Origin of the sequence: Runella salmonicolor, assembly GCF_024158025.1 — a bacterium.
Classification (GTDB): Bacteria; Bacteroidota; Bacteroidia; order Cytophagales; family Spirosomataceae; genus Runella; species Runella salmonicolor.
Window position 1 is genome coordinate 381,005 of the sequence record NZ_JAMZEL010000004.1, and the last position, 13,147, is coordinate 394,151.

The 13,147-nt window shown below is 44.8% G+C and carries 11 protein-coding genes; 5 read left to right on the forward strand and 6 right to left on the reverse strand.

Going from position 1 to position 13,147, the window contains the following annotated elements; genetic code table 11:
• The first annotated feature begins 104 nt into the window (after positions 1 to 104).
• Positions 105 to 1,331 (forward strand): 4-hydroxy-3-methylbut-2-enyl diphosphate reductase, encoded by a 1,227-nt coding sequence (locus NCI00_RS13005; RefSeq protein WP_253528172.1) that lies wholly within the window; start codon positions 105 to 107, stop codon positions 1,329 to 1,331.
• Positions 1,332 to 1,411: 80 nt separating this feature from the next.
• Here NCI00_RS13005 and fcl read toward each other — a convergent pair whose 3' ends face one another.
• The 3 genes from fcl to NCI00_RS13020 form a co-directional block, all read right to left on the reverse strand.
• Positions 1,412 to 2,353, reverse strand: a complete 942-nt coding sequence (gene fcl, locus NCI00_RS13010; protein ID WP_253528174.1) for a GDP-L-fucose synthase — start codon at positions 2,351 to 2,353, stop codon at positions 1,412 to 1,414.
• A gap of 61 nt (positions 2,354 to 2,414) precedes the next feature.
• A complete protein-coding gene (locus NCI00_RS13015; protein ID WP_253528176.1) occupies positions 2,415 to 3,185 on the reverse strand; it encodes a LytR/AlgR family response regulator transcription factor in 771 nt (256 codons plus the stop codon).
• 97 nt (positions 3,186 to 3,282) lie between these two features.
• On the reverse strand, positions 3,283 to 4,314 hold the full coding sequence (locus tag NCI00_RS13020; protein WP_253528179.1) for a sensor histidine kinase: 1,032 nt from the start codon (positions 4,312 to 4,314) through the stop codon (positions 3,283 to 3,285).
• A gap of 204 nt (positions 4,315 to 4,518) precedes the next feature.
• On the opposite strand from NCI00_RS13020, the gene NCI00_RS13025 reads away from it, so the two are divergent.
• On the forward strand, positions 4,519 to 5,043 hold the full coding sequence (locus NCI00_RS13025; protein ID WP_253528182.1) for a gamma carbonic anhydrase family protein: 525 nt from the start codon (positions 4,519 to 4,521) through the stop codon (positions 5,041 to 5,043).
• On the opposite strand, the gene NCI00_RS13030 is transcribed toward NCI00_RS13025, so the two are convergent.
• On the reverse strand, positions 5,036 to 5,617 hold the full coding sequence (locus tag NCI00_RS13030; protein ID WP_253528185.1) for a Uma2 family endonuclease: 582 nt from the start codon (positions 5,615 to 5,617) through the stop codon (positions 5,036 to 5,038). The genes NCI00_RS13025 and NCI00_RS13030 overlap by 8 nt on opposite strands.
• 82 nt (positions 5,618 to 5,699) lie before the next feature.
• Between NCI00_RS13030 and NCI00_RS13035 the strand changes: the two genes are divergently transcribed.
• On the forward strand, positions 5,700 to 7,775 hold the full coding sequence (locus NCI00_RS13035) for a S9 family peptidase (RefSeq protein WP_253528187.1): 2,076 nt from the start codon (positions 5,700 to 5,702) through the stop codon (positions 7,773 to 7,775).
• A 57-nt stretch (positions 7,776 to 7,832) separates the two neighbouring features.
• Here NCI00_RS13035 and recQ read toward each other — a convergent pair whose 3' ends face one another.
• Positions 7,833 to 9,980, reverse strand: coding sequence for a DNA helicase RecQ (gene recQ / locus NCI00_RS13040; RefSeq protein WP_253528189.1), 2,148 nt, complete (start codon positions 9,978 to 9,980; stop codon positions 7,833 to 7,835).
• 168 nt (positions 9,981 to 10,148) lie between these two features.
• Between recQ and NCI00_RS13045 the strand changes: the two genes are divergently transcribed.
• Entirely contained in the window at positions 10,149 to 10,982 is an 834-nt protein-coding gene (locus NCI00_RS13045) for a hypothetical protein (RefSeq protein ID WP_253528190.1), read from the forward strand.
• 54 nt (positions 10,983 to 11,036) lie between these two features.
• The gene (locus NCI00_RS13050; protein WP_253528191.1) at positions 11,037 to 11,324 is read left to right on the forward strand and encodes a hypothetical protein; all 288 of its coding nucleotides are present in this window, start codon (positions 11,037 to 11,039) and stop codon (positions 11,322 to 11,324) included.
• A 160-nt stretch (positions 11,325 to 11,484) separates the two neighbouring features.
• Here the strand turns inward: NCI00_RS13050 and NCI00_RS13055 are convergent.
• Positions 11,485 to 13,147, reverse strand: a 1,663-nt coding sequence (locus tag NCI00_RS13055) for a lectin-like domain-containing protein (RefSeq protein ID WP_253528192.1), incomplete at its 5' end; no start/stop codon positions are given.

Genomic DNA, 13,147 nt, shown 5'->3' on the forward strand with positions numbered 1-13,147 from the left:
AAAGGTTGAAACAAAGCAGAAATGTAGCGTGTTATATATACGTTCGTTGTAATTTTGCAACGAAACGATTATTTTCAACGAACGCGTAATTCTGCTCCAACAGCATGAAGACCTTCCACATACCTGATTTTTACCGTAGTCGCATCATTACGCCCATCAAAGAGCTGCGTCGAAAAAACGATAAGCTTAAACGCGATTTTTCGCCAACGGTGCTTGATTTTGGCCCCGTAAAGTTTCTGATTGCACGGCACTTTGGGTTTTGTTATGGTGTCGAAAATGCCATCGAAATTGCTTATAAAGCCATTGCTGACAATCCGGGCAAGCGCATTTTTTTGTTGAGCGAAATGATTCACAATCCCGACGTAAACCGGGACTTGTTGGAAAGAGGAGTTAGGTTTTTAATGGAAACCACTGGGCGGCAGATTATCCCGTGGGAAGAACTACGCCCCGATGATATTGTAATTGTGCCAGCGTTTGGAACTACCGTCGAAATCCAAAACCGGTTGAGACTGTTGGGAATTGATGCTTATCAATACGATACTACTTGCCCTTTTGTAGAAAAAGTGTGGAATCGTGCCACCCAAATTGGTCAGAAAAACTATACCATTGTTGTACACGGAAAACCACTGCACGAAGAAACTCGGGCCACGTTTTCGCACAGCAAAGAAAATGCACCGACAGTGGTGCTTAAAAACCTGAAACAGGCCGAGCGATTGGCGCGATACATTACTGGAGAGGGGTCAAAAGAAGATTTTTTCGAAGAATTTAGGGGGCAATATTCGGTGGGCTTTGATCCGGAGCAGGATTTGCAACGCATAGGTGTGGTTAATCAAACCACTATGTTGGCCTCTGATACACAGGGTATTGCGGATTATCTAAAAGGGGTAATGATACAGCACTACCAACTGGCACCGCAGCAAGTGGAAGACCATTTTGCCAACACCCGTGACACGCTCTGCTACGCAACCAATGATAACCAAGACGCAACCTACGCTTTACTGCAACACGAAGCTGATTTCGTGCTGGTAGCAGGTGGCTACAATAGCTCCAACACGTCACACATTGTAGAATTGTGTGAACAAAAACTGCCGACTTACTTTATTGAGTCAGATAATAAAATTCTCAGTAACACCCTCATCAAGCACTATAATCTCCATAAAAAAAAGGAGGAAGTGACCGAAAATTTTATCCCTCAAAAGGAGCAAGTTACGGTGATGCTTACCTGCGGTGCTTCGTGTCCAGATGCGATTATCGAAGGGGTTTTAACTAGAATATTGTCGTTCTTCCCTGAAGCGAAGCCCATCGAAGAGGTAGTGGGGGAGTTGGGATGATGATGGTAGGTGAAAAATACCTCCAGATTCGATAAAAGATATAAACAAAATTGCCCCGCTTTTCTGGCGGGGCAATTTTGTTATACAGCGTATTCTTCAACTTTGGATAAGAAATCCTGATACGTAATTCGGATTCCTTCTTCGAGGGTGTATTTATGTTTCCAACCCATATTGTGCAATCGGCCCACATCCATGAGTTTGCGGGGCGTGCCGTCGGGTTTGTCGGTATTCCAGTGCAATGCACCTTCGTAGCCTACGGTTTCTTTGATAAGCTCGGCGAGGTTTTTGATGGTAATATCTTCACCTACACCGATGTTTACAAACTGTTCACCATCGTAGGTTTTCATCAGGTAGACGCAGGCGTCGGCCAAATCATCGGCGTGTAAAAACTCCCGAAGCGGCGAGCCCGTTCCCCACAATTCAACGAAAGGCTTGCCTTCTACCTTGGCTTCGTGAAATTTCCGAATCATAGCAGGCAGCACGTGCGAGTTGTTGAGGTCGTAGTTGTCGTTGGGCCCGTAGAGGTTTGTTGGCATGGCCGAAATAAAATTACAGCCGTACTGTTTGCGATAACTCTCGCACATCTTGATGCCCGTAATCTTCGCGATGGCGTAGGGCTCATTGGTGTATTCAAGCGGCCCAGTCAACAAGTAATCCTCTTTGAGGGGTTGGGGAGCCATTTTAGGATAAATACACGACGAACCCAAAAACATCAATTTTTTCACCCCCGTAAGGTATGAATTGTGGATGATGTTATTTTGAATCTGTAAATTATCGTACAAAAACTCCGCACGATAGACGTTGTTGGCCATGATGCCACCTACCTTTGCCGCCGCCAAAAAGACGTAGTCGGGACGTTCGGTCTCAAAAAAATCACTTACAGCTTGTTGATTACGCAAATCCAGTTCACGTGAGGTGCGAACTACTATATTTTCATAACGTTCGGCTTGCAAGCGTCGTACAAGCGCCGAGCCTACCATTCCTCGGTGACCGGCAACATATATTTTAGCAGTGCTCTCCATTCCACAAAGTTAAACCATTTTGGTAAAAAACAGAGGTGATTGCCTAAAAAATGACATCCCTTTATAGCTCAAACCAAATCCGAAATTGCGCGGCTTTGTCTTTGCTGATGATAATTTCTTCTTTGACGGGCACAGTAAGCGACAATTCTATTTTGCCCGAATAATGCGTTCGATAGCTTTCTAGGGCTTCTTTTCTGACGATGTATTGCCGGTTGGCCCGTATAAATTGGGTAGGGTCGAGCAGGTCTTCGATTTCATCGAGCGATTGATAATCCGTAATCAGGCGCTGATTATCGGTGGTGACGAGCCAAATGACTTCTTCCCTTACAAAATAAGCTACCCGCGTTTCGGGGACGGCAACCACCGCTCGCTGATAATGAGCCGTAAAGCGATGTTTGTATTGTTTTGCGGCTCGATGTTCTAAATCATGAAGTAAATCCCGTAATTGATGAGAGAAAACTTCTTTATCAGGCGTGTTTTGCCAGCGGCTAAATTTTTCAAAAGCTGACTTAAGGTCTTCTTTATCAATGGGTTTTAGTAAATAATCAATGCTGTTGACCTTAAAAGCCCGAATGGCGTATTCGTCATAAGCGGTGGTAAATATAATGGGACACGATACCTTCAATTCATGAAAAATATCAAAGCTAACGCCGTCGGCCAATTGAATGTCGGCCAAAATAAGGTCAGGTTCGGCGTTTTGTTTAAACCAATTCAATGCAGCCTCTACACTGACTAGCGGTCCCAAGAGGGTTGCCTGTGGCAGGAGTTCTCGGACTAGTTTTTCCAGATTTTTGGCCACCAACGGCTCATCTTCAAGCATTAATATTTGCATACTTCGGGATTTAAGGGAGTTTTAAAAGAAGTAGGAAGTACGAATTATGAAGTATGAAATTCACCCCTACCTCTTACTTTTCATCTCTTGTGTTCACTCAGGCGATCAAAGGTATATAAGCTACAAATTTTCCGTTGTGGATGACGGTCTCAAGAGGCGTATCGGTCAGGAATTTATACAAATTTTTGAGGTTTTGTAGTCCCTGACCATTGGAGGTTTCCACCTGTTTTTTGGGTTGAATATTATTTTCAACTTTTAAATACTTTTCATCCGAACAAATCCGGATGGTGAGCGGGTGAGCTGCACTAACGATATTATGTTTGAGCGCATTTTCAATTAAAATTTGAAGCGTAACGGGCGTTATTTTCTTCTCAAGACTTTCGTTCGAAATCTGAAAATCAATCGTCAGAGAGGTTTCAAAACGTGTTTGAAGCAAAAAAACGTAGTTTTTTATAAAATCAATCTCGGTATAAAGCGGTACTAATCCTTTGTCTTTATGTTGTAAAACATACCTAAATACCTTCGAAAGCTGCTGTAAAAACTGCCGCGCCAAGTCGGGGTTTTCCTGAATCAGGCTGTCCAACGAGGTCAGGCTGTTGAACAGAAAATGAGGATTCAGCTGGTTTTTTAAATTATCAAATTGTACTTGTGATTTTTCTTTTTCGAGGTGAATGGCCCGCGTGGCATTTTCGCGCCATTTATGGAATAAATAATCGGAAAGGTGCAGTACGTTGATGAGCAAGACCACCAAAAACTGGGCGAAATACCCCGCAACTTTGGCCAAATCGGTGTATTGTTGGGCAATCAGTGAACTAAAAGGGAAAAGAGACATCACCCATGAGACAGTAACTCCCGATACTACCAAAACAAAAACGAAGGTGAGTAATACCTGCGGAATCATGCGCATGATGATGCCGTTTTCGTAGGGGAAAAAGGAGTCGAAAAAATGGTGGAGTTTACTGAAAAAAAACCACGAAATAACCATGACCGAGCCCGAGATAAGGGCGAGAAAGAGGTTGGCCTGCCACGGGATTTTAAAAACGTACCACCGCATCAAAAAGGCGCATACAATCAGAAATGTGATGACAACGATGAAGATTCGCGTTTTGGACGCCAGCGGATTTGACATACTTTGATTTTTTATCAAAGAAAGATAGTGGAACAGGATTGTCCAATTTTTAATGTTTGAAACCGTCAAAAACCAATAAGAAACGGAAATAAAACCGATTGACTGCTATCTTTGCGTTGAATGCTGGAGAAAGGAAAACGGAGAAAAAGGAACGAGAAGAAAAAGCAAATCGAAAATTAGTAATCACAAATCGACACTGGAAAAATGGCTCTTATAAAATCTGTGCGCGGTGCAACTCCCCAATACGGTCCAAATTGTTGGTTTGCCGACAACGCCACCGTTGTGGGTGAAGTTATCATGGGGGATTATTGCACAGTTTGGTTCAATGCCGTGGTGCGCGGCGATGTAAATACCATTCAAATGGGCGACTACGTCAACATTCAGGACGGCGCCGTGATTCATTGTACCTATCAAAAAACCAAAACCATCATCGGCAACCACATTTCTATTGCTCACAACGCCATTGTTCACGGTTGTACCATCGAAGATAAAGTGCTGATTGGGATGGGGGCCATCGTGATGGATGGTGTACACGTTGGAACAGGCTCAATCATTGCCGCTGGGGCGGTGGTAACCCAAGGGAAAACGATTCCGCCAGGTACGATTTGGGCGGGTAACCCCGCCAAATACCTCAAAGACGTAACGCCCGACTTAGGTGAGGTGTTTATGCGCACCGCCAATAATTATGTGATGTACGCGGGGTGGTTTAAGGAGGAAGATACTATCTGAAAACTTTCTCCAACGCCGCTTCAAATCCCTCGAAAATCACCGATTGAGCCGGAGATTTGTCGTAAATCCCACCCAATTGGTATTGACCGTTTTCGAGATAATAGACCTGTATCGCTTTTTCGCTCGGGATGGCAATCCAGTATTCACGTACCCCTGATTTTTCGTACCAGTTAAACTTTTCGTTGAAGTCTTTTTTATACGTTGATGTCGAAGTGATTTCAACGATTAAATCGGGAGCACCTAGACAACCGTCTTCATCTAATTTGGATTCATCACGAATCACACAAATATCAGGCTGCACTACGGTATAGATTTTCTCTGGGAAATGATCATTTCCAATGGGTAAACGTACATCGAACGGCGCTTCAAAGATGGTGCACAATTTTCCCTCAAAATGCTTATTCAGCAGGAAAGATAGCTTATTTGATACCCATTGATGAGCCATTTTTGGAGCTGGCGACATTCGGTAGAGTTTCCCTTTGATAATCTCTACCTGCTCATCAAATCGCCATTTCAGGTAATCAGCGTAGGTATACGTGCCGTTTGGGTCAAGCGAATGGATGTCAGTAATCATTGCGTTAGTTTTTAACAAAATTACCGTATTTCCAGGAAGATATTGTAATTTTCAGCGTTAAAAACACTCTTTCTTAATCGCTATGTCCCAAAGTCAGACTTCCTTTCAACCGCCTAAAGCCCCCAAGATTCCGCACCGATTTGAATTACACAATGATGTCAGAACCGACGATTATTATTGGCTTCGGGAGCGTGAAAGCGCGCAGGTAATCGACTACCTAAATGCTGAAAATGCTTACACGGAAGCCGTTTTGGCGCCCGTCAGTGAGCTGAGGGAGAAATTGTTTTTGGAAATGAAGGCCCGTATCAAAGAAGAAGATGAATCGGTGCCGTATAAAGTTGGGAATTACTATTATTATTATCGCTATGAACACGGTGGCGAATACCCCGTGTATTGCCGTAAGCGAGAATCGTTGGCCGCCGCAGAAGAGATTATGCTCAATATCAACGAATTGGCCCAAGGCTATTCGTACTATAACGCCACCTTTCCCGAGATAGCTGATAATGAAGAAATTGCGGCTTTTGGCGAAGATACCGTCAGCCGTAGGCTATACACGTTGAAATTTAAAAACCTGACTACGGGTGAGATGTATCCCGATGCGGTGCCCGATACTGAAGGAGGAAACTACGCGTGGGCGGCCGATAATCAAACAATTTTTTATATTAGAAAACACACCGCTACGCTTCTGGGATTTCAGGTTTGGCGGCACCGGCTCGGTACCGATGTGAGTGAAGATGTATTGGTGTATGAAGAGTCGGACGACCAGTTTTATCTAGGACTGTTCCGGATGAAATCTAAAAAGTACATTGCTATTGTATCGGATCAAAATGGGGTTTCGACTGAGTATAAACTCTTAAAAGCTGCCGAACCTACGGGTGAGTGCGTTTCATTTTTGCCGCGCCAACGCGGGCACGAATATTTTATTGAGCATTTAGACGATGCCTTTTATGTCCGTACCAACCTCGGTGGGGCCACCAATTTTAAGCTGATGTCGGTGTCAGAAACTCACCATGGAGATTTAACACAATGGCGTGAGCTCATCGCGCACCGGCCCGATGTGTATCTGGAAGGGCTAGAGGCTTTTCAGCATCATTTGGTATTGCAGGAAAGGGGCGAAGGGTTGTTGAAAATTCGCATCATCAACCAAAAAACACAGGTCGAGCATTATCTAAACTTTGGAGAGCCTGCTTATACGGCCTATTTGAGCAATAATCCCGATTTTAATACCACTGTGTTACGCTACGGATACACGTCGCTCACGACCCCCAACAGTACGTTTGACTACGACATGGATTCTCAAGCGCGTGTTTTGCTCAAACAGCAGGAAGTGTTGGGCGATTTTAACAAAGAAGACTACCAAACCGAACGGCTTTTTGCCACCGCTCGCGACGGAGCCTTGATTCCGATGTCAATTGTGTACAAAAAAGGCTTTCAAAAAGACGGAAAAGCGCCACTCTTGCAATATTCCTACGGCTCCTACGGCTATTCTATGGACCCAACGTTCAGCGCGGGGCGTTTGAGTTTGTTGAACCGAGGATTTGCGTTTGCCATTGCGCACATTCGCGGCGGGCATGAAATGGGCCGGGCGTGGTACGAAAGCGGTAAAATGCTCCAAAAGAAAAATACTTTTACCGATTTTATCGATTGCTCTGAGTACTTAATTCAAACAAAATGGACGTCGCCCGAAGGGCTTTTTGCCATGGGCGGCAGTGCAGGTGGACTACTGATGGGGGCGGTGGTCAACATGGCTCCGCAATTGTACAAAGGGGTGGTGGCGCAGGTACCTTTTGTGGACGTGGTCACGACCATGCTCGACGAAACCATCCCACTCACCACGGGTGAATACGAAGAATGGGGTAATCCCAATGAGAAGATTTATTACGATTACATGAAATCCTACAGCCCTTACGACAATGTAGTAGCGCAGGATTATCCCAATATGTTGGTAACAACGGGTTTACACGACTCTCAGGTGCAGTATTGGGAGCCAGCTAAGTGGATTGCCAAGCTGCGCGAACTCAAAACCGATGAGCATCAACTCCTGCTTCACTGCGACATGGAAGCAGGCCACGGCGGCGCATCGGGGCGGTTTAAGCGACTGAAAGACATTGCGTTGGAATACGCCTTTATGCTGAATTTGCTGGGGATAAGGGAGTGAAATCCTACAAATGTTGCGCCTCTCGGAGGCGCAACATTTGTCAAAATTTTATACACGTTATTTTCCTTTCCCCCAAATCGCCAGCGCTATGCGCAGTTTATAGTATTCATATTGGCCTTCCAGTTGCTCAAACAATGGTTTTAGCGCTGCGCCGGGCGTTACTTGGAGTAGGTCGGCGGCTTCGGTGATGGTGCGGTATTCATTTTTGGTGAGGTACTGCCATACGTCTATTTCGTAGCCATCTTCGTACAGCTTGGCCAAGTGCGAATAGACCGTCAGTTCGTTCAAGTTTCGGCGTTGGGCAATCTGACTTGGTGTCAATCCCTGTTTGTACAAATCGTGGGTTTCGATGTAAGTCATGCCATTAACGATGCGCGTACCCGGCTGGGTTTTGGAACGGGCGTATTCCAGAATCTCGTTGATAAACGCTTCGCCGTAATGCGAAAACTTGGTTTCTCCTACCCCCGAAACCTGCAACATCTGAAAACGATTAATGGGGCGTTTTTCGGCCATATCCGACAGCGTAGCATCCGAAAATACCACAAACGGCGGTACGTTTAGGTCATCGGCCAACTGCTTCCGTACTTTGCGTAATCGCTCAAACAGTTCATCACGAATGACCTCTTTCTTGGTCTTGACCGGCTCAGCGGTTTCTTCCTGACGCTTGCGTTTTTCTTCGTACGACTCAAACCGCACCAACTGCACCTTGCGCTCTCCGCGCAGTACTTGCCACGAGGTTTCGTTGAGCTTGAGTGAGTGAGCTTCGTCGTAGGCCACATCCATCACGCCCGAGTTGAGCATTTGGGTGAGGTAGTCGGCCCATTCTTCGGCGCGCAGCTCGCGGCCTGCGCCAAAAGTCTTGATGCGGTCGTAGCCGCGCTCGGTTACGTTGCGGTTGTGGGAGCCGCGCAGTACGTCAACCAACAGGCCCATCGCAATTCTCTGGTCCGTACGCGCAATGGCCGACAGGGCCTTTTGGGCGGCCAGTGTTGCGTCAAATTTGGAGCGGGGATTGCGGCATACATCACAGTTGCCGCAATCGCGGTCGACGGCTTCGTTGAAATAACTCAACAAAATGCGCCGCCGACAGTGGTCTGCCTCGGCATATTGCTTCATGCGGTCGAGTTTGGCAAACTGAATATCTTTGAGGTGTTGGGGCAACTCCGAACTTGCAATCATGTCGCGGCGCATCATCCAATCGGCAAAGCTATAAAACAGCATCGTGTCGGATTTAAGTCCGTCGCGGCCTGCGCGGCCAATTTCTTGGTAAAAACTTTCGACGTTGCTGGGCATGTTGTAGTGCATAATCCAGCGTACGTTCGATTTATCAATCCCCATTCCGAAAGCGATGGTGGCGACCATGATTTGTATATCGTCGCGCAGAAAATCATCCTGCACTTTGGAGCGTTCTTCGGGAGGGAGTTTGGCGTGATAATGCCGTGCATTGATGCCCTTTGCGCGTAGTTTTTGGGCAATGTCTTCGGTGGTTTTGCGGGCCAGACAGTAGATGATGCCCGACTGATTGGGGTGGTCGTTGATAAATTGCTCAATGACCTTGATTCGGTTGCGCCCCGACAGCACATTGAGCGAAAGGTTGGGGCGGTCAAACGAGGCCTCAAACACCCGCGCTTCGGGAATGCCCAATTGTTTCAGCACATCCCGCCGCGTTACGCGGTCGGCGGTGGCCGTTAGCGCCACCATGGGCACGTCGGGAAACGCCGCTTTTAGAATGTGCAGCTGCGTGTATTCCGGACGAAAATCGTGCCCCCACACCGATACGCAGTGAGATTCGTCAATGGCAAACAGATTGATTTTCAATGACCTGATGAAGTCCAGCGAACCCGAGGCAAAAATCTTCTCTGGCGCAATATAGAGCAGTTTTAGCTCGCCTGCGTGGCATTGTTTTTCGATGGCGTATTGCTCCGCTGTACTCTGCGTACTGTTTAGAAAAGCGGCCTCAATGCCGTTGGCGCGGAGGGCTTGGACTTGGTCTTTCATGAGCGCAATCAACGGCGATATCACGAGTGTGATGCCCTCTTTCATTAAGGCGGGGACTTGAAAACACACAGATTTGCCACCGCCCGTAGGCATCAGCACCATGCAGTCGTTTCCTGCCGCTATCCAATCAATGATTTCGGATTGTAACGGTCTGAAGGTATCGTATCCAAAGTATTGTTTTAAAATCTGTTCTTTACTGAGCAACATCAGACTATGTACTTTTTGTGGTTTATGCGGTTCTAGCCCTTTCTCGTATCTCTCGTTTCAGGCGTTCCTACAGCTTAGACGCTATTACTTATTTTATGGTACGGCAAGTAAGGTAAAAGTTGCCTAAAATTGGGTAATTATTCCAAAACCTTTATCTCTTTACTTAAGATGAAAACCTATTTGATGGCCCTTACAACGCTGTTGTGGGGGTGTACTGCACTTGCTCAAAAAGTGGCTCTTGTAAGCCTAGAAGACCGCCGTTCTCTTAGTAATTCTTACTTCGGAAACCGCTGTGAAATTGAAATTAAGACGACCGGCGACGAAGTACGTAAATACAAATACGTCAGAATCAAGAGTCTCGCTAAGGCGGTTGACAGTGAAGGCGTTGAGCTTCTAACCGATAAACAAGATCGGGCTGATTATGCCGAAATTGGGGACGAAAAACTTAAAATTGAACTTAAAAATCCGCTGCGTAAAGCGACCTCCATCAAAGAAGTTTCGGGGACGTTGGATTTGTATAATCCTACCGAAGCCAACGGCGCGATTGTGAAAGTGGCCAATTTTCAGGCAAAGCCCAATATCAATTTATTGCCTAAAAAAGCACCGCTGTCTGTTACGTTTTTTACCAAAGAGTCGGTCGAAAAAATGGCCAAAGAACAAAAAGCGGAGCGTGATGCCAAAATGAAACAGCTCGACCCCGCCACGCGCGAAATCGCCGCTGGACTTATGGCCTTGGTGGAGGGATTTGGGGCGGGCATGGCTGGCGAAAACGAACTTTCGTTTTACGTAAACGGGGATTTAAGCAAACTCGTAGACATCAAAATGGAAGATGAAACGGGCAAAGAAATACGCCGAAGTGGACGCTTTATCTCGGGCGACCACCTGCACACCTACAGCTATGATGAAAAACCAAACCCCAAATGGAGACTCAAAATTCTCATCGAAACCTCTGCTTCCGTTAAGTCCGTGCCGTTTAGCCTGAAAGATATTGAATTGCCCTGAGGCGCAGAACAGACACGATTTGTTTGAGGGAAAACTCATAAAGAGTATATCGCTATGCAGCTTACCATTGAAATACCAGACAATAAAGTTCCTTGTTTTGATGGATGGTTTTTTAGAAGTGCGTCCTTTACCCGAATTTTGAGCCGCAGCGTCGAACTGTCTCCTTTTCCGCTACAAGTTCTTTCAAAAGCTGATTCTCGCGTAAAAGACGAGGTAGTCTGCTCGATAAACGATGCTTTGTCTCTCGGTTTTAGGGGCATCCTTTATGGATTGCCCCTAAAAATCATCGAAGATGCAACGTTAAAATGGCGTATCGTTGCTGTGATACTGTGTTGCTGGTAGTTTTGAAGGTGTTGTCTCACTCCAACTTTTGCGATGTTTGCTCATATTGACTACAAGTTAGGTTTTCCCTTAAGTTGTGTCTAGTTTTTTATCGGGCTGGCAAGTTGGGATGAGTCATGTTAAATCAATACTCGGAAAATAGATATTGATACTTTAAACTTTATTTTTCGAGTATTAATTTCTTGGTAACGTTTTTATTATCAATAGTGATGTTTAACAAATACATACCTGATGATTGGTTGCTTAAATCAACTTCGATAGTATTATTATCAACTTTGTACATAGATGATTGAATAATATTACCTATGATGTTTGTTACAACGATTTGTGCATCGCCTTTTTGACCTTTTAAATTAATACTAAACTTACCAGATGATGGGTTAGGGAAGACTGTTGCTTTATCTAATTCAACTGTTTCAGTAGTATTAATTGCTTCGATATTAGCCGCTTGTCTGTTATTTGAGCCACAATTATTAATAATTACAGTTAGGCCAGGATCAGGGAAAGAGCTATAACAACTATTGATCGCATCGAAACACACTGGATAATATGTACCTGCACCTACAGCTGTTGGGTTAGCCACCTTATTTGCTGGACTCATACCGATTTCATAAGATTGTAGTGTATGCCACTCTAAAGAAGAACCTGTAGGGCAAGAACTGGCTACTAAACCGCTCAAGTTGACAGTAGTGCTTGGACAAACATTGGTTTTCATAAAAGTAGATAAAATAGGTGCTGAAGTACCCGAATTGCACACATCATATACTACTGATTCTACACAAACACTCTGCTGATTTCTAAGTCCATCTGTATTTGCTGTAAAACCAAAAACTGCATTGGCATTACCACCTAAATCTAACTTTACAATATCTCTTATAGCTTGATTAACCAATCTGCCATCAAACATTACACTTATCGTTTTAGTAGTAGCATTCCATTTTATTTCGCAGTTATGCCAAGCATTATCTTCGATGTTACCTAAATTCTTACTTTCTCCTACTCGGTTATATAAGTAATGATAGCCAGAGGTTTGGAATGCCGTACTATTAGGATATACATCTGTATCTATCTCAATAACACTCGTCTCATCAATTGGATCAATGTCCATATAGGTATTTCTTTGTGTATCAAATTCTACCGCAAAAGAAGGTCGAATTAATGCATATCCCATCAAACCATTGACGTTATTTTGACCCGAAGAAGCTGATCTAGGATTTCTGAAAAGAAATGCAATACCGTTGCCGCCATCTTTATTTCCAAAGAACGCTTTAAATTTTATAGTGAAATCTCTGCCTAAATTAGCTGCTTGCTTGCTCCATGCCTGACCTGCGGCAGAAGTAGCATCAGGTGTTAATTGTATGTAACTATCTTTTAATACCGCTAATCCTGATAAATTAAACAATGAATTGCTAGGACAACTTAAAGATCCTGCTTGTATTACACTTACACCTGTGGTTGGGGTAGGTCCATAACAAACATTGGTTGCATCAAAACATACCGGGTAATACGTACCTACGCCTACGGAAGTTGGACCAGCTACTTTGTTAGCAGCACTCAAACCTGTTCTAACGGTGTGCCATTCAAGGGCCGAACCTGAAGGGCAAGTACTGCTTACCAATCCACTCAAACTCGCAGTAGTAGATGAAGAAGGAATTGTAACACTTGTAGCTGATAAAGTTGGGGCTGTTGAGCCAGCATTACAAGTGGTACAACGATTAATGGTTACGCTTACACCTGTGTTTGGGGTAGGTCCATAACAAACATTTGTTGCATCAAAACATACCGGGTAATACGTACCTGCGCCTACGGAAGTTGGACTAACT

What these genes read in the sequence shown, in the direction of transcription:
- NCI00_RS13020 (WP_253528179.1), bottom strand. Translation starts at nt 4,314, where the DNA reads ATGTCAAATCCGCTGGCGTCCAAAACGCGAATCTTCATCGTTGTCATC.
- NCI00_RS13050 (WP_253528191.1), top strand. Translation starts at nt 11,037, where the DNA reads ATGCAGCTTACCATTGAAATACCAGACAATAAAGTTCCTTGTTTTGAT.
- NCI00_RS13045 (WP_253528190.1), top strand. Translation starts at nt 10,149, where the DNA reads ATGAAAACCTATTTGATGGCCCTTACAACGCTGTTGTGGGGGTGTACT.
- fcl (WP_253528174.1), bottom strand. Translation starts at nt 2,353, where the DNA reads ATGGAGAGCACTGCTAAAATATATGTTGCCGGTCACCGAGGAATGGTA.
- NCI00_RS13025 (WP_253528182.1), top strand. Translation starts at nt 4,519, where the DNA reads ATGGCTCTTATAAAATCTGTGCGCGGTGCAACTCCCCAATACGGTCCA.
- NCI00_RS13005 (WP_253528172.1), top strand. Translation starts at nt 105, where the DNA reads ATGAAGACCTTCCACATACCTGATTTTTACCGTAGTCGCATCATTACG.
- NCI00_RS13035 (WP_253528187.1), top strand. Translation starts at nt 5,700, where the DNA reads ATGTCCCAAAGTCAGACTTCCTTTCAACCGCCTAAAGCCCCCAAGATT.
- NCI00_RS13015 (WP_253528176.1), bottom strand. Translation starts at nt 3,185, where the DNA reads ATGCAAATATTAATGCTTGAAGATGAGCCGTTGGTGGCCAAAAATCTG.
- recQ (WP_253528189.1), bottom strand. Translation starts at nt 9,980, where the DNA reads ATGTTGCTCAGTAAAGAACAGATTTTAAAACAATACTTTGGATACGAT.
- NCI00_RS13030 (WP_253528185.1), bottom strand. Translation starts at nt 5,617, where the DNA reads ATGATTACTGACATCCATTCGCTTGACCCAAACGGCACGTATACCTAC.